Below are 16,439 nucleotides of genomic sequence, written 5' to 3'. Positions count from 1 at the left end.
TCTCTTTCCAACTTAAGGGATGCGTCCGCCCGCCTTGGCTCGGCGGGTCGCGCAGTCGTCACTGTATAAGTGGCCGGCCAGACCCGGCCGCCGCCGCTTGGACGCGGCAAGGCGGCATCGGGCGTTCCGGCCGCGCCTGCTCAGACCCGCTCAGGCCTGGTCGTCGGCCCACACCTTGGCGGCGTTCACCGCGCGCTGCCAGCCCTTGACGCTGGCGGCCACGTCGCCGGCCGGCATCGCCGGCTGGAAACGGCGGTCCAGCTGCCACTGGCCCTGGATGTCGTCCACGCTCTTCCAGTAGCCGACGGCCAGGCCGGCCAGGTAGGCGGCGCCCAGCGCGGTGGTTTCGGTGATCTTCGGACGCACCACGTCGACGGCCAGGATGTCGGACTGGAACTGCATCAGCAATTCATTGACGGTGGCGCCGCCGTCGACGCGCAATTCGGCGATGCTCATCTGGGCGTCGGCCTCCATCGCCTTCAGCACGTCGCGGGTCTGGTAGGCGATGCTGTCCAGCGCGGCGCGGGCGATATGGGCGGCCTTGGTGCCCAGCGTGGCGCCGACGATGGTGCCGCGGGCGCTGGCGTTCCAGTGCGGCGCGCCCAGACCGGCGAAGGCCGGCACCAGATAGACGCCGTCGCTGTCCTTCACTTCCTGGGCCAGCGGGCCGACATCGGCCGAATGGCGGATGATGCCCAGGCCGTCGCGCAGCCACTTGACCACCGCGCCGCCGATGAAGATCGAGCCTTCCAGCGCGTATTGCACCTTGCCGTCCACCTTCCAGGCAATGGTGGTCAGCAGATTGTTCTTCGATTCGATCGGCGTCTCGCCGGTGTTCAGCATCATGAAGCAGCCGGTGCCGTAGGTGTTCTTCACCATGCCCGGCGTCGTGCACTGCTGGCCGAACAGCGCCGCCTGCTGGTCGCCGGCGACACCGGCGATCGGGATTTCGCGGCCCAGGTGGGCGGCGTGGGTATGGCCGTACACTTCGCTGGAGCTCTTCACTTCCGGCAGCATCGAGGCCGGGATGCCCATGATGTCCAGCAACTCGGCGTCCCATTCCAGCGTGTGGATGTTGTACAGCATGGTGCGCGAGGCGTTGGACACGTCGGTCACGTGCACCTTGCCGTGGGTGAAGTTCCAGATCAGCCAGCTGTCGACGGTGCCGAAGGCCAGCTTGCCGTCGCGGGCGCGGTCGCGGGCGCCCGGCACATTGTCCAGAATCCACTTGATCTTGCTGCCGGAGAAGTAGGCGTCGACCAGCAGGCCGGTCTTGGAGCGGATCAGTTCGCCGAGGCCGCGGCCCTTCAGCTCGTCGCAGAACTCGGCGGTGCGGCGGTCCTGCCAGACGATGGCGTTGTACACCGGTTGGCCGGTTTCGCGGTCCCAGACGATGGTGGTTTCGCGCTGGTTGGTGATGCCGATGGCGGCGATGCTGCGACCGTCTATGCCAGCCTTGGCCACCGCTTCCGCGGCCACGCCGACCTGCCCGCCCCAGATTTCCTGCGGATCGTGCTCGACCCAGCCCGGCTGCGGATAGATCTGGCGGAATTCCTTCTGCGCCAGCGACACGATGTCGCCACCGCGGTTGAACAGGATGGCGCGGGAACTGGTGGTGCCCTGGTCCAGGGCCAGTATGTACTGATCGCTCATTGTGTCTTCTCCTGATTGCCGATAAGGCGGCTTGATTAACGCCCCGGGGGGGTCAACGTTGCGTTGTTTGTTGCTTTTTTTGCTTATGACGTTCGTTTTATTTGCGAACAATTCTATTGCCGTACCAAGCCTTGTCAATCTTCCGCCGGAAAAAAAATCCGTTTTCCGCAGTGCAACCAACAGAAAAGCAAGGCGAAATCCACAATAAAACCTTTCTAATCAGTACATTGTTTGATGTAGTAAAACGCTACATTTTTACATCACGCCATCGCCGCCCCACACCGACGCCGAAAAAAACCGCCGACAAAAACATGGCGAGGGCTCGTGCGGCAAGGCTTTGCCGCTTTTCGTCGGACAAAAATATCAATTGCGCGTCGCAACAATGACTTAGGCGAATTACAGCCGAATCATTGGAAAAGAAAAAATAGGAAAACAAGCGAACAAGAACTATCACTTAAGCAACCGTATCCAAGCGCCTGGACGTTGCTTTGCAACCACGCAGGCCGAGAAACGTAATGCTGCCGCTACACGGCGCTTATGGCAGCATGGATGGGCGCCGGACGCCATCATTGGACCCAGCGCAAGAAAGCCGGCGCGTCGCCATGGCATCATCATCGCCAAGTCGGCCGCGCAACGCCGCGCACTCCTGATTACCTGGCCGCCAAGAGTCAAAGGAACATCAATGCTTCGCAACACCAAAATCCTCGCCACGCTGGGACCGTCCTCCAGCAGCCCGCAACAAATCCTGGAATTGGCCCGCTCCGGGGTCAACATCTTCCGGCTCAATATGAGCCACGGCAGCCACGACGATCACCGCGCGCGCCTGCAGGCCATACGCGACGCCGAACAGGCGCTGGACCGCCCGCTGGGCGTGGTGGTGGATCTGCAGGGCCCCAAGCTGCGCATCGGCAAATTTCCGCAGCCGGTCCCGGTGAAAACCGGCGATCGCTACGAATTCGTGCTGGACGAGGTGGAGGGCGACGCGAGCCGGGCCACGCTGCCCCACCCCGAGGCCTTCGCCGCGCTCGAGCCGGGCCACCGCATCCTGGTCAACGACGGCAAGCTGGCGTTCCACGTGGAACAAGTGGAGCCGCGCCGCATCGTCACCCGCGTCGCCGTCGGCGGCGAACTGTCCAGCAACAAGGGCTTCAACCTGCCGCACACCGTGCTGCCGCTGTCGGCCATCACCGACAAGGACCGCAAGGACATCGACTTCGCGCTGGCCGAAAACGCCGACTGGCTGGCGATGTCCTTCGTGCAGACCGCGGCCGACGTCGAGGTGCTGCGCGGCATCGTCGGGCGCCGCGTCGGCATCGTCTCCAAGATCGAGAAGCCGTCGGCGGTCGATGATCTGGAAGCGATCGCCACGCTGTCCGACGCGGTGATGGTGGCGCGCGGCGACCTGGGCGTGGAACTGCCGCCGGAAGATGTGCCGGTGGCACAGCGCCGCATCGTGCACCAGTGCCGCCACCTGGGCCGGCCGGTCATCGTCGCCACCCAGATGCTGGAATCGATGATCACCGCGCCGACGCCGACCCGCGCCGAGGCCAACGACGTCGCCACCGCGGTTTACGAAGGCGCCGACGCGGTGATGCTGTCGGCCGAGACCGCCGCTGGCCAGTACCCGCTGGAGGCGGTGCAGATCATGGACCGCATCATCCGCCGCGTCGAAAGCGCGCCGGACTACCGCAAGGTGATGGCGCTGGACTACAGCGCCGCCGACGAGCCGGGCCGCACCGACGCCATCGCCGCCTGCGTGCGCAAGGTGGCGACGCTGCTGCCGGTCTCGGTGTCGGTGGCCTTCACCACCAGCGGCGCCAGCTGTCTGTATCTGGCGCGCGAGCGGCCGTCGACGCCGATACTGGGCATCTCGCCCAATCTCGCCACCGCGCGCCGGCTGTCGCTGGTGTGGGGCGTGGTGGCCTACCACGGCCCGGACGCGGAAAACCTGGAGGACATGGTGGTGAAGACCACCTTCTGCGCGACCAAGCTCGGCCTGGCCGAGCAGGGCAAACCGATGGTGATCATCGCCGGCGTGCCCTTCGGCACCCCCGGCACCACCAATCTGCTGCGCATCGTCTACCCCTGAGCTCCGCCGTCGGCGCGGCGGAATGCTTAGCGATTCCGCCGCGCCCGGCTTTTCTCCGCCTTATCCCTCCCGTCCTCCCTGCCCGGTCGGCCTGTCGTTCGCTTAGTCCAAGCGATTGATACTATTCTGAAAAACACACCCTGCGGAAACGGAACATGAGGGCACGCCTCCTGCTTGGCAGCTTGCGATTGATGATCCTGCTGATCGGCCTCGCCGCGCCGACCCGCGCCGCCGACGGCGACGCGCTGACGGTGGCGGTGGACGCCGGCAATCCGCCGTTCATGTACGCCGGCCACGCCGGCGCGGCGGGCCTGTACCCGCTGCTGATCCGCCGCGTCAGCGAACGCGCCGGCCTGCGCGTCGCGCTGCAGCCGCTGGCATGGCGCCGCGCGCTGTACCAGCTGAACCAGGGCCAGGCGGCCGTCGGCGGCATCTACAAGAACAGCAGCCGCGAAAAACTGTACGATTTCAGCCAGCCGCTGTTCACGGAGCGCATCGTCGTGATCTATCCGCGGCAGCGGCCGCTGCCGTTCCACGCGCTGGCCGATCTTGACCGCAAGCGCGTCGGCGTGATGGCCGGCTGGAGCTATGGCGACGACTTCGACCGCGCCCGCGCGGCCGGCCGCTTCAGCGCCTACGACGGGGAATCGGACCAACAGAACCTGCAACGGCTGGAGCGCGGCTACCTGGATGCCACCCTCGGCGTCCGAGAAGCGATGGACGCGATACTGGCGAGCGGCGACTACCCCGGCCTCGCCATCGACTCCGAACCGCTGGTCGCCAACCCCACCTTCCTCGCCCTGCGCAAGCAGCCCGGCAACCGCGCCGTGCTGCAGCGTTTCAACCAGGCGCTGGAGGCCATGCGCCAGGACGGCAGCTACGCCGCGCTGGTCCGCGGCTTTTTCAGCGCCGGGCATTGAGCCGCGGCTCAGATCTTTTTGTGCCGGCGCAGCCCGGCCAGCAAGCCATCTGCCGCGTTGTCAGAATCAGAAACTATACGTGGCGACCTCGATCAGATTGCCGTCCGGGTCGTTGAAATACACCGAGGTGATCGGCCCCATCGCGCCGCTGCGCGTCACCGGCCCCTCGATGATCGCGATGCCCTCGCCCTTCAGATGCTCGACCACCTCGGTCAACGGCAAGCGGCTGATCAGACACAGGTCGCCGCCGCCGATGGCGGCGTGGTTGCGCGTCTCCTGGCCCAGCAACTGCAGATTGATCTTCTGATTGCCGAAGCGCAGCGCGCGCCGGCCGTTGCCGAAGGTCACCGCCTCCAGCTTCAATGCGCGCTGGTAGAAGTCCACCGCCGTCTCGATGTCGCGGACGGTCAGTACGATGTGGTCGATATGGCTGATCATGCGCGCTCCCGAATGTCTGGAGGTCAACACTGCCACAAAGCCGTCGCATTGTCATGCCAAAAGCATGACAACTGACCGTGCCCCCCGACCCTGCTATAGTCGTCGTTCCCACCATTCCATGCGCAACACATGACGCTACATCTGTCGCTGCGGCAAGCCCGCCACCTGCAACTGGCCGCCCAGGGCCTGCTGTCCGCGCCGCGCCGCAAGGCGGGCAAGGCCGACGCGCTGGCGGCGATCCGCCGGATGGCGCTGCTGCAAATCGACACCATCAGCGTGGTGGCGCGCAGCCCCTATCTGGTGTTGTACAGCCGCCTGGGCGCCTACGACCCGGCCTGGCTGGACCAACTGCTGGCCGAGGGCGCGCTGTTCGAGTACTGGGCGCACGAGGCCTGCTTCGTGCCGACCGAGGACTACCCGCTGCTGCGCCACCGCATGCTGAACGCCGAGGGCATGGGCTGGAAATTTTCACCACGCTGGTACGAGCAACACCGCGCCGACATCGAGGCCATCGTCGAGCACATCCGCGCCAACGGCCCGGCGCGCTCGGCCGATTTCGAGCGCAGGGACGGCAAGGGCGACGGATGGTGGGACTGGAAGCCGGAGAAACGCCACCTGGAAGCGCTGTTCACATTGGGACGGCTGATGGTCAAGGAGAGGCGCGGCTTCCAGCGCGTCTACGATCTGGCCGAGCGGGTGCTGCCCGGCTGGGACGACGCCCGCGACCTGCCGTCGCCGGACGAGGCCAGGCTGCGGCAGGTCCGCAACAGTTGCCGCGCGCTGGGCCTGGTCAAGACCGGCTGGGTGGCCGACTACTATCGGCTGAAGCGCGCGCCTTGCGGCGAGATACTGCACGAGCTGGCCGACGCCGGCGAACTGATCCCGGTGCGGGTGGAAGGCTGGCGCCACGACGCCTTCGTCCATCTGAGCCTCGCCGCCGAGCTGGAACGGGCGCTAGACGACCGGCTGGACAGCGGCAACACCGCCATCCTGTCGCCATTCGACCCGCTGGTGTGGGACCGCAAACGGGCGCTGGAGCTGTTCGACTTCGACTACAAGATCGAGTGCTACACGCCGGCGCCGAAACGCAAGTACGGTTATTTCACGCTGCCGATATTGAACCGCGGCCGCCTGGTGGGCCGGCTGGACGCCAAGGCCCACCGCGCCGGCGGCGTGTTCGAGGTGAAGTCGCTGCATCTGGAAGCTGGCGTGCGGATCAGCCAGCGGCTGGCCGACGACCTGGCCGGCGCCCTGGGCCGGCTGGCCGCCTGGCACGGCACGCCCAGGCTGGCCATCGCCGCCGCGCCCGGCGATCTGGCGGCGCGCATCGCCGCGCGGCTGGAAGACTGAACTACTGCGCGCCGGCGTACCAGCCGCTGACGCCGGCCTGGCGCGCCTCCTGCAGCAACAGCTCGTTCAGCTGGATGGCCGGCCGGATGTCGGTGTAATTGGGGATGTCGCCCATGATGCGCGCCGCCACCGGACCAAAGGCGCGCTCGAAAGCCTCTGCCGATTCGAACACCAGCTGGGCCTGCGCCACATAGCCGGGCGCGCTGCCCGGTTCGGCGCCCGACAAGCCACGCTCCACCTGCACGCCCTTCAGCGCGCTGCCCAGCAGCTGCTGCACCAGCGGCATGTGCTTTTGCATGTAGTAGTCGAAATCGAAACGGGCACCGGCATACTGCGGATAGACGACGCTGACGGTAATCATGGCAAGCCTCCACGGTACGAGTAGGAAGCCTCAAAATTACTCCCGCCGGCCGGTTTTACCAAATGTCATCATTGCCAGGCGCGTGTTTCGGATCAGTCGGCGCGATACGGCCCCATCAGCCTTTGCAACTCGCCTCGGGCGGCCATCGCTTTCATCGTCCGGCTCAGCTTGTCTGCGACGGCGCGCTGATTCGGCGCCATCCACAGATAGATGTTCAGGTGCTCGAAAACCGCGGCGTGCGCCTCGGCGCCGTATGTTTCCTGCAGCGGCCAGTGATCGGCGGTCGGACTGGAGACGACGCACAGATCGACGCGCCGGATCAGCGCCATCCGGATGCAGGCGTCCTGGCTGGACGGCATCTCGCGCCTGGGCACGTGGCGCGTCATCAGATCGATGCCGTGCAGGCCACGCAGGAAAGCGATGTGATAACGGCCCAGATCGGCCCAGGAACGCGGCCGGACATCGGCCGAGGCGCTGATGGCGTAATACCACGAGGTACGCAGGTGCGGCTCCACCCGGATCGCGTCGGGAAAGAATTGGCGGAACTGCGGACCGCGGTTGGGATCGCCGTCGAACTCCCCGGCCATGAAGGCGGCCAGCGCGCGCTCCGGCGGCAGGTACTGTATCGTGTAGCCGAGGCCGGCCTCGGCGAAAACCGCGTCCAGCGTATGGCGCATCGCCAGCATATTGGGCGCGTCCAGCGGCGACAGGTTCACCAGCCGCAAAGTCTGGGCTGACACGGCATCGGCCAGCGCGAGCCACAGCAGCCCGCCGGCCAGCGCCAGGCCGGGCCGCCCGCGCATGATGCTCATTGCGAGCCTCCCTACTCCGTCTGATCGTTACACTATAGCCAAGGTCCGACGGGTGTCATTTCGGCCTGCCTCCGCCCCTGTTCCGGAACTCGACCGGGGGGTCGCGCACTCTAAGCCTGATATCCCAGCAACGGAACCCTGCCCATGCGTACCATTCTGATCCCCTTGTGCGCCTCCTTCGCCATCGCGGGCTGCGACCAGCAACAGACCACTCAGCTGCAACAGGCGGCCTCGGCCGCCATCGGCAATGTCCACAAGAGCGTGGAAACCGCCAGCGCGCCGCTCGGCCAGTTGCAACAACAGGCCAGCGACGCGCTGGGCGCCGCCAAGCAGATAGGTTCGGCCACGCTGAACAATCCGGAAGTGAAACAGCAGGTGGACAAGCTGAAGGAACAGGCGTCGGCGCTGAAGAGCGCGATCAAGCCGCAGGACGAGAAGCGTTAACGGCATTTTTACGCCGGCGCGCCGTTTCTTTAGCTTCAATTTAGCCGTGGCGGCCTAGCATGGTCTTGTCATTTCCTTTTGGAGACCATCATCATGCAAACCCTGCCCGACGTTTGCCGCAGCAGCGACATCCTGCTGGATGTGGACATATCGTGCAAAAGCCAGCTGTTCGATTATGCCGCCCGCCAGTTCGGCCAGCGCCACGCGCTGAACGCCCAGACGCTGCAAACCGCGCTGCTGGCGCGCGAACATACCGGCAGCACCGCGCTGGGACACGGCCTGGCGCTGCCGCACGCCCGCATCCCCGGCCTGGCCGAAACCCATGCGCTGTTCCTGCGCCTAGCGCGGGCCCTGCCGTTCGACGCGCCGGACGGCGAACCGGTGTACAGCCTGCTGCTGCTGCTGCTGCCGCACGACGCGCGCGAAACCCATCTGCAATTGCTGGCGGCGGCGGCGCGGATGTTCGCCGAGCGGCCGTTCCGCGAAAGCCTGGCCGGCTGCGGCCATCCGGAGCAGGTGTTCCGGCTGTTCCAGTTGTGGGCCGATCCGGACGCCGGCAACGACCCGCACTTCCTGCTCGACAGCAACCGCTATTTCCTGGACACCGAGGCCAGCCTGCGGCCCGACTACAGCATACGCCGCAAGGTGGTGGCCCGGTTCTGAGCGCCGCCCCGGCGCTTTCGCCGGCGACCTTTCGACGCCTTGGCGGGCGGGATGCGCAGCCTGTGGACGATTTTTGCTAGGATGAAGCAAAAACCGCCCCTCCCCGCACAAGGCGCACATGTCTGATTTCCTGCTCATCATGGTCTCGCTGGCCGTTGCCAGCATCGGCGTCATCACCTGGCAGCACAGCGTGCGCGCGGACCTGGTGCGGCCGCGGCGCCGCTGGCTGCAAGCGTCGCTGCTGCTGTCCGCCGGCATGCTGGTCGAAGGCAGGGCGCTGGGACAAACGCCGCTGACGCAGTCCATCGGCCCTTTCATGAGCGCCGCCGGCATCGCGCTGCAGCTGACCATCATCGCCAGATTGATAGGCATACGGCCGCCGAACTGGCTGTGGCTGGCCTTCGGCGCCTGCGCCGGCCTGAACCAGTGGGTGCCGTGGACCACGCTGAAGATGATATTGGACGGTTCGGAGATTCCGCTGCTGTACCTGACGGCGGCCTGGCTGTACCAGCGCGCCGAACGGACGGTATGCCACCACCGCTTCAGCCCCACCGCGCTGCTGTTCCTGATCGGCGCGCTGCTGTTTCTCTGGCGCGACGGCGCCGACCTGCTGCGCCATCTGAACGGCCTCGCGCCGCTGCCGCACGATCAGGACAGCGTCCACCATCTGGCGCTGACCTTCGCCACCGCCGCCCAGGTGTGCGGCGCCGTCGGCTTCCTCAATATCGTGCTGCAAAGACAGAACAGCCGGCTGGAGGACGCCGCCAACATCGACCCGCTGACCTCCACCGGCAACCGCCGCGCGCTGCAATACTGGCTGCGGACGCTGGAGGCGTCGATAGAAAGCGTCGCCATCGTGATGCTGGACATCGACCACTTCAAGGCCATCAACGACCGCTATGGCCATCCGGCCGGCGACGAGGTGATCCGGGCGCTGGCCGGCGTGCTGAACGACGGCGTGCGCGACAACGACCTGCTGATACGCTACGGCGGCGAGGAATTCTGCCTGGTGATGCCGGACACCGGCGTCGATACCGGCCATCAGGTGGCGGAACGGCTGCGGCTGCGCTTTCACCAACTGCCGCTGCTGCCGGAACATCCGGAGCTGCGCTGCAGCTTCTCCGCCGGCGTCTACGAATGGCAGTGCCGGCAGCAGGACTTCGCCAGCGCCCAGCAGAAGGCCGACCAGGCGCTGTACCAGGCCAAGCAGGCCGGCCGCAACCGGGTCTGCCGCGGCTAGCGCGCCGCGACATCCTCCTCGCCCGGCTCCGCGTCCGGGACCGGGGAGGCATGATGGCCGTTTTCGTGGCGATGGACCTGCTTCATCGCGTACATGCGCTGGTCGGCCATGCCCACCAGCGTTTCCGGCGTGGCGAAATCATCCGGCCCGGTCTCGACACAGCCGGCGCTGATGGCGATGCCGGGCAGGATGGCGTGCAATTCCAGCCGCAGCCGCTCGACAAAGGTCTCCTCGGCCTGGGTGCGGCTGCAATTGGGCAGCACGATGCAGAATTCGTCGCCGCCGTAGCGGAAGCAGCCGTCCTCGAGCCGGGTGATGCGGGTGATGGTCTCCCCCAGCCCGCGCAATATCTCGTCGCCGCGCTGGTGGCCCTGGCCGTCGTTGATGGTCTTGAAGTCGTCGACGTCCAGATACACCAGCGTCACCTTCTCGTGGCGGCGTTGCGCGCTGCGCAGCACCCGCGTCAGCGTCTCGTCCAGGTAGCGGCGGTTCAACAGGCCGGTCAGCGGATCGGTGCGCGACATTTCCTCCAGCTGGCGGGTGCGCACCGCCACCTTTTCCTCCAGCGCCTGCGCGTACTGTTCCGACTTGTTGCGCGAGGTCTCGATCTCCGCCACCAGGCTGCGGATATAGGTCTCGAACACCAGCGCCACGTCGAACATCATCAGCTTGTCCATCGCCAATAGCGTGTGGTCGCGGACTTCGGGATCGGGAATCTGCGTGCCCAGCAGGTCGACCATCAGCGTCTTCAGCGACTGCACCGCCGCCAGGTACAGCTTGGGCTCGACGCCGATGCGCTTGTGCACCAAGCCGATCCGCAGCCGGTTGTTGACGTATTCCAGGTCGTAGACGCCGCTGAACAGGTCGATCGCGTAGCGGCGCTGGGCATTGCGCAGCCGCTGCAGCGTGTCGGCGTCGCCGATCAGCAGCGCGATTTCCGGCGTGCTGGTCTGCAACTCGTAGAAGCGCGCCACCAGATCGTCCAGCTGCGATTCGATCAGCACCCCGGCGGCGCGCAGCAGGAATTCGTCGCGCGGCTTCAGATCGAACAGCGTCTTGCGTTGCTCGATTTCGAAATCGGTGATGCGCAGCTGCTCCAGCAGGGTTTGGTCAGTCTGCTTCATACCGGCCCCCGTGTCATGACCCCTAATTAAAACTATATAGCGCCCGCCGGCTATGCAATGTCATATGCGGTTTCTACGTGCGGATCATGTCGTCCGGCCAGTATCCGGAATTAGAAAGACTCAATGCTCGGGCTGTTGCAGCAAGACCGCCAACTCGTCGACCGCCTCGCTCCATTCGGCGTCGCAATCCAGCGCCTGGCGCAGGAAGTCGGCCTGCGCCGGCGTCCAGTACGGCGCGTCGGCCAGCGAAGTGCGCGGCGGCAGCGGATGGCTGGCGATGAAGGCGCGAATGGCGGTCGGCTCGTCGGGCAGGCCAAGCTGGCGGAACAGGCCGGGCAACAGGTGATTGCTGGTATCCATTTCAGCGTCCTGTGGCTGGAAACCCTTCATGTTAGACCCGGAGCCGGGGCGACGCTGCCGGTCTTCCAGGCGGTTCAGAGTCCGAGCCGCGCCCTCAGTTCGCCCAGCCAGTCCGCCCGCCGCCAGTCGGCGTCCAGCAGCAGCGCCAGCCGGTGCTCCCCGCCGCCGCCGGCTATCACGACCCGCACCGGCGTCGCCCCGCCCTGCTCGACGGCGAAGTCCAGCGCTATCGCGCGCCAGTTCCAGCCGGCGTCGCGCGGACGCAGCTCGAAAATCTGCCGGCGCTCCGGGCCGGCGACGTCGGCGGCGAACAAATCCCAGCCCAGCCGGGAGAAGGCGTCCAGCAGGACCTCCATCTGCGGCGTCGGCAGGATCTGCAGCCAGCCGCCGGCGTCGGCGTCCCGCGGCCGCTGCAGGCCCAGATCGGTATGCAGCCACGACGGCGGCCGGCCGGCCAGGCCCGGCAGATGGTTGACCGGCATCGCCGGCGGCAGCGCCAGCCGGAACGGCAGCCGCCATTCGCAGCCGGCCGGAATCCGGCACGGACCGCAGACCGGCAGGCTGGCCAGCATCGCCGGCTCCCGGCCGGCGCCGTCGATCTCGGCCAGCAATTGCAACTCTATCTTGACCAGGTCCTGCGCCATGGCGCCGCCGTTGACCGTCACTTCGCCGCGCAGCAGTTCTCCAGGGCGCAGACGGGGATTGTGCAAGCGGGTATCGACGGTGGCGCCGCCGACGCCGATGGCGGCAAAAAGAGATTTCAGCATGATTTTGTTCTTGGCGATCCTGAATGAAGGCGGCCCGGCAACATGCCGGGCCGCCGCCATGCTATGCCAACAAAATCATGACAAACAGCAAAAAACGCTCATGGTCTACACCTTATCGTACAACTTGCTGCCGCCTTTAATGAATTCCACCGACTTTTCTGTCATGCCGCGCTGCAGCGCGTCCTGGGCGCTGATGCCCTGGCTGGCCGCGTATTCGCGTACGTCCTGGGTGATCTTCATCGAACAGAAGTGCGGGCCGCACATCGAGCAGAAGTGCGCCACCTTGGCGCTGTCCTTGGGCAACGTCTCGTCGTGGAATTCACGCGCCTTGTCCGGGTCCAGGCCCAGATTGAACTGGTCTTCCCAGCGGAACTCGAAACGGGCCTTGGACAAGGCGTTGTCGCGGATCTGGGCGCCCGGATGCCCCTTGGCCAGATCGGCCGCGTGCGCCGCCAGCTTGTAGGTGATGATGCCTTCCTTGACGTCGTTCTTGTTCGGCAGCCCCAGGTGCTCCTTCTGCGTCACGTAGCACAGCATCGCGGTGCCGTACCAGCCTATCTGCGCGGCGCCGATCGCCGAGGTGATGTGGTCGTAGCCGGGCGCGATGTCGGTGGTCAGCGGCCCCAGCGTGTAGAACGGCGCCTCGTGGCACCATTCCAGTTCCTTGTCCATATTCTCCTTGATCAGCTGCATCGGCACATGGCCCGGGCCTTCGATCATCACCTGCACATCATGCTTCCAGGCGATCGCGGTCAACTCGCCCAGCGTCTTCAATTCGGACAGCTGGGCCTCGTCGTTGGCGTCCCAGGCGCTGCCCGGCCGCAGGCCGTCGCCGAGGCTGAAGGCCACGTCGTAGGCCTTCATGATTTCGCAGATATCCTCGAAATGGGTGTAGAGGAAGTTCTCGCGGTGGTGGGCCAGACACCACTTGGCCATGATGGAGCCGCCGCGCGACACGATGCCGGTCATCCGCCCCGCCGTCATCGGCACGTAGGCCAGGCGCACGCCGGCGTGGATGGTGAAGTAGTCGACGCCCTGCTCGGCCTGCTCGATCAGCGTGTCGCGGAAGATTTCCCAAGTCAGGTCCTCGGCCTTGCCGTTCACCTTTTCCAGCGCCTGATAGATGGGCACGGTGCCGATCGGCACCGGCGAGTTGCGCAGGATCCACTCGCGCGTCTCGTGGATGTTCTTGCCGGTGGACAGATCCATGATGGTGTCCGCGCCCCAGCGTATGCCCCAGGTCATCTTGTCCACTTCCTCGGAGATGGACGAGGTGACCGCGCTATTGCCGATGTTACCGTTGATCTTCACCAGGAAGTTGCGGCCGATGATCATCGGCTCGGATTCCGGGTGGTTGATGTTGGCCGGGATGATGGCGCGGCCGGCGGCGATCTCGTCGCGGACGAATTCCGGCGTGATCTCGTCCGGCAGGCGGGCGCCGAAGCTCTGGCCCTTGTGCTGGCGCGTCATCAGCTCCAGCAGACGCTGGTTGCCGGCGGCCTCGAGCGAGGCTACATAGGCGCGGCGGTTCAGGTTTTCGCGGATGGCGACGAATTCCATCTCCGGCGTGACGATGCCTTGGCGCGCGTAATGCATTTGGCTGACGTTGCGGCCGGCCTTGGCGCGGCGCGGCTTGCGCTGCAGATTGAAGCGCAGCTCGGCGAGCTTGGGATCGGCCTCGCGGGCCCGGCCGTATTCGCTGCTGAGGCCGTCAAGCTGCTCGCAGTCGCCGCGTTCGGCTATCCAGCCGGCGCGCAACGGCGCGAGGCCGCTCTGGATGTCGATGCGGACGGACGGGTCGCTGTACGGGCCGCTGGTGTCGTAGACGAAGATGGGCGGATTCTTTTCGCCGCCGAACTGCGTCGGCGTGGCGGCCTGAACGATCTCGCGCATCGGCACGCGCAGGTCCGGGCGGCTGCCCTCGACATGAATCTTGCGGGAATTGGGCAGCGGTTGAATGGCGGCGGCGTCGACCACCATCTGCTTGTTGACGGGCGCGTTCATCGGGCGGTTCTCCAAATGCGATGAAACGGCGCAAGGAGCGATCCGGACGAACCGGCTGCGGGATATGGCGCGGCCATAGAGGGCAGGTGACGCTTCCCTACGCCGGTATTATCCGGGTCAGGTTCCAAGGGTATTTCTCACCCGCGCCTTGCCATCCGAGCCGATGTCCTACACTTCGGTAGTCATCCGCGTCGAACGCCAGGCGCAGGACCCCTAGCGATGCTGTGTGAAGGTAAGGCAAATATGGGATAATCGCAAGTTATCGTCATCATACGAGTCCTTGCCGCCGCCGATGTCCCCCGCGGACGGAGCGGACTCCCAGCCCTCCGGAGTTTAAGTTGATGGATTTCGAAAAAACCCGTTTCAACATGGTCGAACAACAGATTCGCCCGTGGGACGTTCTGGATACCACCGTGCTGGATCTGCTGTTTCACGTGAAACGCGAGGACTTCGTCGCCGACGGCCAGCGCCAGCTGGCTTTCGTCGACACCGAACTGCCGTTGCCCAACGGCGGCAAGATGCTGCAGCCCAAGATGGAAGCCCGGCTGGCGCAGGACGCCGCGATCAAGCCGACCGACAAGATCCTGGAAATCGGCACCGGCAACGGCTACATGACCGCGCTGCTGGCCAAGCTCGGCAAGCAGGTGGTCAGCGTGGAAATCGATCCGGCGCAGAAGGAACGCGCCGCCGCCAGCCTGAAGAAGGCCGGCATAGACAACGTCTCCCTGGTCGAAGGCGACGGCGTGCTGGGCCTGCCGGCGCAAGCGCCGTACGACGTGATCGTCGTCGCCGGCTCGCTGCCGGTGGTGCCGCAACAGCTGAAGGACCAGCTGGCCGTCGGCGGCCGCCTGATCCTGGTCGTCGGCGACCTGCCGGTGATGAGCTGCACGCTGATCGAGCGCCAGTCGGACACCGCCTTCCGCGAAACCGCGCTGTTCGAAACCTGTATCGGCCGCCTGCATAACTTCCAGGCGGTCGAGCCGGCCCGCTTCAGTTTCTGATCATGCTGCGCGAAATCACCGCACCGGAACTGGCGGCGCTGCTGGCCGATCCGCAGGCCGCGCGCCCGCTGCTGCTGGATGTGCGCGAAGGCTGGGAAGTCCAGCTGGCGCACATAGCCGGCAGCGTCCACATTCCGATGAATCTGATCCCGATCCGGAACGGCGAGCTGCCCGACGACACCGTCATCGTCGCCATCTGCCATCACGGCATGCGCAGCGCCCAGGTGGCGCTGTTCCTGCAGAACGCCGGCTTCGAGCAGGTGCTGAACCTGCAAGGCGGCATCGATGCCTGGTCGGTTCAAGTGGACCCGTCCGTCGCCCGGTATTGATATCGGATGGTGCGTCGCCCCAGAGGGGTGACGCACCCGAGCAACACCGCCTCCGGGCGGTGTTTTGTTTTGGAACGAATCGCGCAGCCATCATTCCAAACCACGTTAACCGCCTGACGATACGCCGCAAAGAACCCGACATGTCTTCTTCGACCTACCTCGCCCCCGCCCTCGCCCGCATCCATCCCGACTGGGAAGCGGTATTGGGCCAGCCCGCCATCGCCTCCCGCCTGGCCGAGATAGACCGCCAGCTCACGCTGCAGCGCCAAAACGGCAAGACGCTGTTTCCGCCGCCGCCGCAGGTGTTCAACGCGCTCAGCTTCGCCGCGCCGGCCGACGTCAGGGTGGTGATCCTGGGCCAGGACCCGTACCACGGCGACGGCCAGGCGATGGGCCTGTCGTTCTCGGTGCCGGACGGCGTGCGCGTGCCGCCGTCGCTGCGCAATATCTACAAGGAACTGGCGGCCGACCTCGGCCTCGGCATCCCCTCCAGCGGCGATCTGACCCACTGGGCGCAACAAGGCGTGCTGCTGCTGAACAGCGTGTTCACCGTGGAGCGGGATCAGGCCGGCAGCCACGGCAAGTTCGGCTGGCAAACGGTCAGCGACGCGCTGATCGACGCCGTCAACGCGGAAAACCCCGGCTGCGTGTTCCTGCTGTGGGGCAACTGGGCGCAAACCAAGGCCGAACGCATCGACCAGAGCCGCCACCTGGTGCTGACCGCCGCCCATCCGTCGCCGCTGTCGGCCAGCCGCGGCTTCCACGGCTGCCGGCACTTCTCCCAGGTCAACGCCTGGCTGCTGGCCCGCGGCCGTCAGCCGGTACGCTGGGCGGTGATGCCCGCCGCGCAAAGCTGTCTGTTCTGACGCTTTGCGCGGCGGCCG

The 16,439-nt window shown here is 65.9% G+C and carries 18 protein-coding genes and 1 riboswitch; of the genes, 10 read left to right on the top strand and 8 right to left on the bottom strand.

Annotated features, from left to right (window positions below):
- Positions 1-150: 150 nt before the first annotated feature.
- Positions 151-1,653, bottom strand: a complete 1,503-nt coding sequence (gene glpK / locus CXB49_RS21080) for a glycerol kinase GlpK (RefSeq protein ID WP_101710190.1) — start codon at positions 1,651-1,653, stop codon at positions 151-153.
- A gap of 131 nt (positions 1,654-1,784) precedes the next feature.
- Between glpK and CXB49_RS23780 the strand changes: the two genes are divergently transcribed.
- The 3 genes from CXB49_RS23780 (at position 1,785) to CXB49_RS21070 (ending at position 4,662) form a co-directional block, all read left to right on the top strand.
- Complete coding sequence (locus CXB49_RS23780) at positions 1,785-2,039, top strand: hypothetical protein (protein WP_158300982.1); 255 nt, start codon at positions 1,785-1,787, stop codon at positions 2,037-2,039.
- Between the two features lie 296 nt (positions 2,040-2,335).
- On the top strand, positions 2,336-3,742 hold the full coding sequence (pyk, locus tag CXB49_RS21075; RefSeq protein WP_101710189.1) for a pyruvate kinase: 1,407 nt from the start codon (positions 2,336-2,338) through the stop codon (positions 3,740-3,742).
- A gap of 155 nt (positions 3,743-3,897) precedes the next feature.
- Positions 3,898-4,662: an ABC transporter substrate-binding protein gene (locus CXB49_RS21070; protein WP_101710188.1), complete on the top strand. Its 765-nt coding sequence runs from the start codon at positions 3,898-3,900 to the stop codon at positions 4,660-4,662.
- A 66-nt stretch (positions 4,663-4,728) separates the two neighbouring features.
- On the opposite strand, the gene CXB49_RS21065 is transcribed toward CXB49_RS21070, so the two are convergent.
- Positions 4,729-5,100 carry a VOC family protein gene (locus CXB49_RS21065; protein ID WP_101710187.1) on the bottom strand — a complete coding sequence of 124 codons (372 nt, stop codon included), beginning with the start codon at positions 5,098-5,100 and terminating at the stop codon, positions 4,729-4,731.
- A gap of 129 nt (positions 5,101-5,229) precedes the next feature.
- Here CXB49_RS21065 and CXB49_RS21060 point away from each other — a divergent pair, with 129 nt between their 5' ends.
- Complete coding sequence (locus tag CXB49_RS21060; protein WP_101710186.1) at positions 5,230-6,450, top strand: winged helix-turn-helix domain-containing protein; 1,221 nt, start codon at positions 5,230-5,232, stop codon at positions 6,448-6,450.
- A 1-nt stretch (position 6,451) separates the two neighbouring features.
- Here the strand turns inward: CXB49_RS21060 and CXB49_RS21055 are convergent, their stop codons facing one another.
- Together CXB49_RS21055 and CXB49_RS21050 are read right to left on the bottom strand one after the other, a co-directional pair.
- Complete coding sequence (locus tag CXB49_RS21055) at positions 6,452-6,811, bottom strand: EthD family reductase (protein ID WP_101710185.1); 360 nt, start codon at positions 6,809-6,811, stop codon at positions 6,452-6,454.
- Positions 6,812-6,903: 92 nt separating this feature from the next.
- Positions 6,904-7,623, bottom strand: a complete 720-nt coding sequence (locus CXB49_RS21050) for an ABC transporter substrate-binding protein (RefSeq protein ID WP_101710184.1) — start codon at positions 7,621-7,623, stop codon at positions 6,904-6,906.
- A 144-nt stretch (positions 7,624-7,767) separates the two neighbouring features.
- Here CXB49_RS21050 and CXB49_RS21045 point away from each other — a divergent pair, with 144 nt between their 5' ends.
- The 3 genes from CXB49_RS21045 to CXB49_RS21035 all read left to right on the top strand — a co-directional run bounded on the left by CXB49_RS21045 (position 7,768) and on the right by CXB49_RS21035 (position 9,970).
- Positions 7,768-8,067 (top strand): hypothetical protein, encoded by a 300-nt coding sequence (locus CXB49_RS21045; RefSeq protein WP_101710183.1) that lies wholly within the window; start codon positions 7,768-7,770, stop codon positions 8,065-8,067.
- A 93-nt stretch (positions 8,068-8,160) separates the two neighbouring features.
- The gene (locus tag CXB49_RS21040; RefSeq protein ID WP_101710182.1) at positions 8,161-8,730 is read left to right on the top strand and encodes a PTS sugar transporter subunit IIA; all 570 of its coding nucleotides are present in this window, start codon (positions 8,161-8,163) and stop codon (positions 8,728-8,730) included.
- Between the two features lie 118 nt (positions 8,731-8,848).
- On the top strand, positions 8,849-9,970 hold the full coding sequence (locus CXB49_RS21035; protein ID WP_101710181.1) for a GGDEF domain-containing protein: 1,122 nt from the start codon (positions 8,849-8,851) through the stop codon (positions 9,968-9,970).
- Here the strand turns inward: CXB49_RS21035 and CXB49_RS21030 are convergent.
- The 4 genes from CXB49_RS21030 to thiC form a co-directional block, all read right to left on the bottom strand.
- Entirely contained in the window at positions 9,967-11,094 is a 1,128-nt protein-coding gene (locus tag CXB49_RS21030; protein WP_101710180.1) for a GGDEF domain-containing protein, read from the bottom strand. The two genes, CXB49_RS21035 and CXB49_RS21030, sit on opposite strands and share 4 nt — an antisense overlap.
- A 120-nt stretch (positions 11,095-11,214) precedes the next feature.
- On the bottom strand, positions 11,215-11,454 hold the full coding sequence (locus CXB49_RS21025) for a DUF2789 domain-containing protein (protein WP_101710179.1): 240 nt from the start codon (positions 11,452-11,454) through the stop codon (positions 11,215-11,217).
- A 74-nt stretch (positions 11,455-11,528) separates the two neighbouring features.
- Positions 11,529-12,221 (bottom strand): sporulation protein, encoded by a 693-nt coding sequence (locus CXB49_RS21020; RefSeq protein WP_158300981.1) that lies wholly within the window; start codon positions 12,219-12,221, stop codon positions 11,529-11,531.
- A 105-nt stretch (positions 12,222-12,326) separates the two neighbouring features.
- Entirely contained in the window at positions 12,327-14,225 is a 1,899-nt protein-coding gene (gene thiC, locus CXB49_RS21015) for a phosphomethylpyrimidine synthase ThiC (protein WP_101710177.1), read from the bottom strand.
- A 77-nt stretch (positions 14,226-14,302) separates the two neighbouring features.
- Positions 14,303-14,450: riboswitch (TPP riboswitch) on the bottom strand.
- Positions 14,451-14,566: 116 nt separating this feature from the next.
- Here thiC and CXB49_RS21010 point away from each other — a divergent pair.
- The 3 genes from CXB49_RS21010 to CXB49_RS21000 all read left to right on the top strand — a co-directional run bounded on the left by CXB49_RS21010 (position 14,567) and on the right by CXB49_RS21000 (position 16,421).
- Positions 14,567-15,226, top strand: coding sequence for a protein-L-isoaspartate O-methyltransferase (locus tag CXB49_RS21010; protein ID WP_101710176.1), 660 nt, complete (start codon positions 14,567-14,569; stop codon positions 15,224-15,226).
- 2 nt (positions 15,227-15,228) lie between these two features.
- Entirely contained in the window at positions 15,229-15,555 is a 327-nt protein-coding gene (locus CXB49_RS21005) for a rhodanese-like domain-containing protein (RefSeq protein ID WP_199406732.1), read from the top strand.
- Positions 15,556-15,695: 140 nt separating this feature from the next.
- Positions 15,696-16,421 (top strand): uracil-DNA glycosylase, encoded by a 726-nt coding sequence (locus CXB49_RS21000; RefSeq protein ID WP_101710175.1) that lies wholly within the window; start codon positions 15,696-15,698, stop codon positions 16,419-16,421.
- The last annotated feature ends 18 nt before the right edge of the window (positions 16,422-16,439 follow it).

Source organism: Chromobacterium sp. ATCC 53434 (assembly GCF_002848345.1).
Classification (GTDB): Bacteria; Pseudomonadota; Gammaproteobacteria; order Burkholderiales; family Chromobacteriaceae; genus Chromobacterium.
The sequence above is the reverse complement of the archived record's forward strand: the minus strand, read 5'-3'. Positions and strand labels throughout refer to the sequence as shown.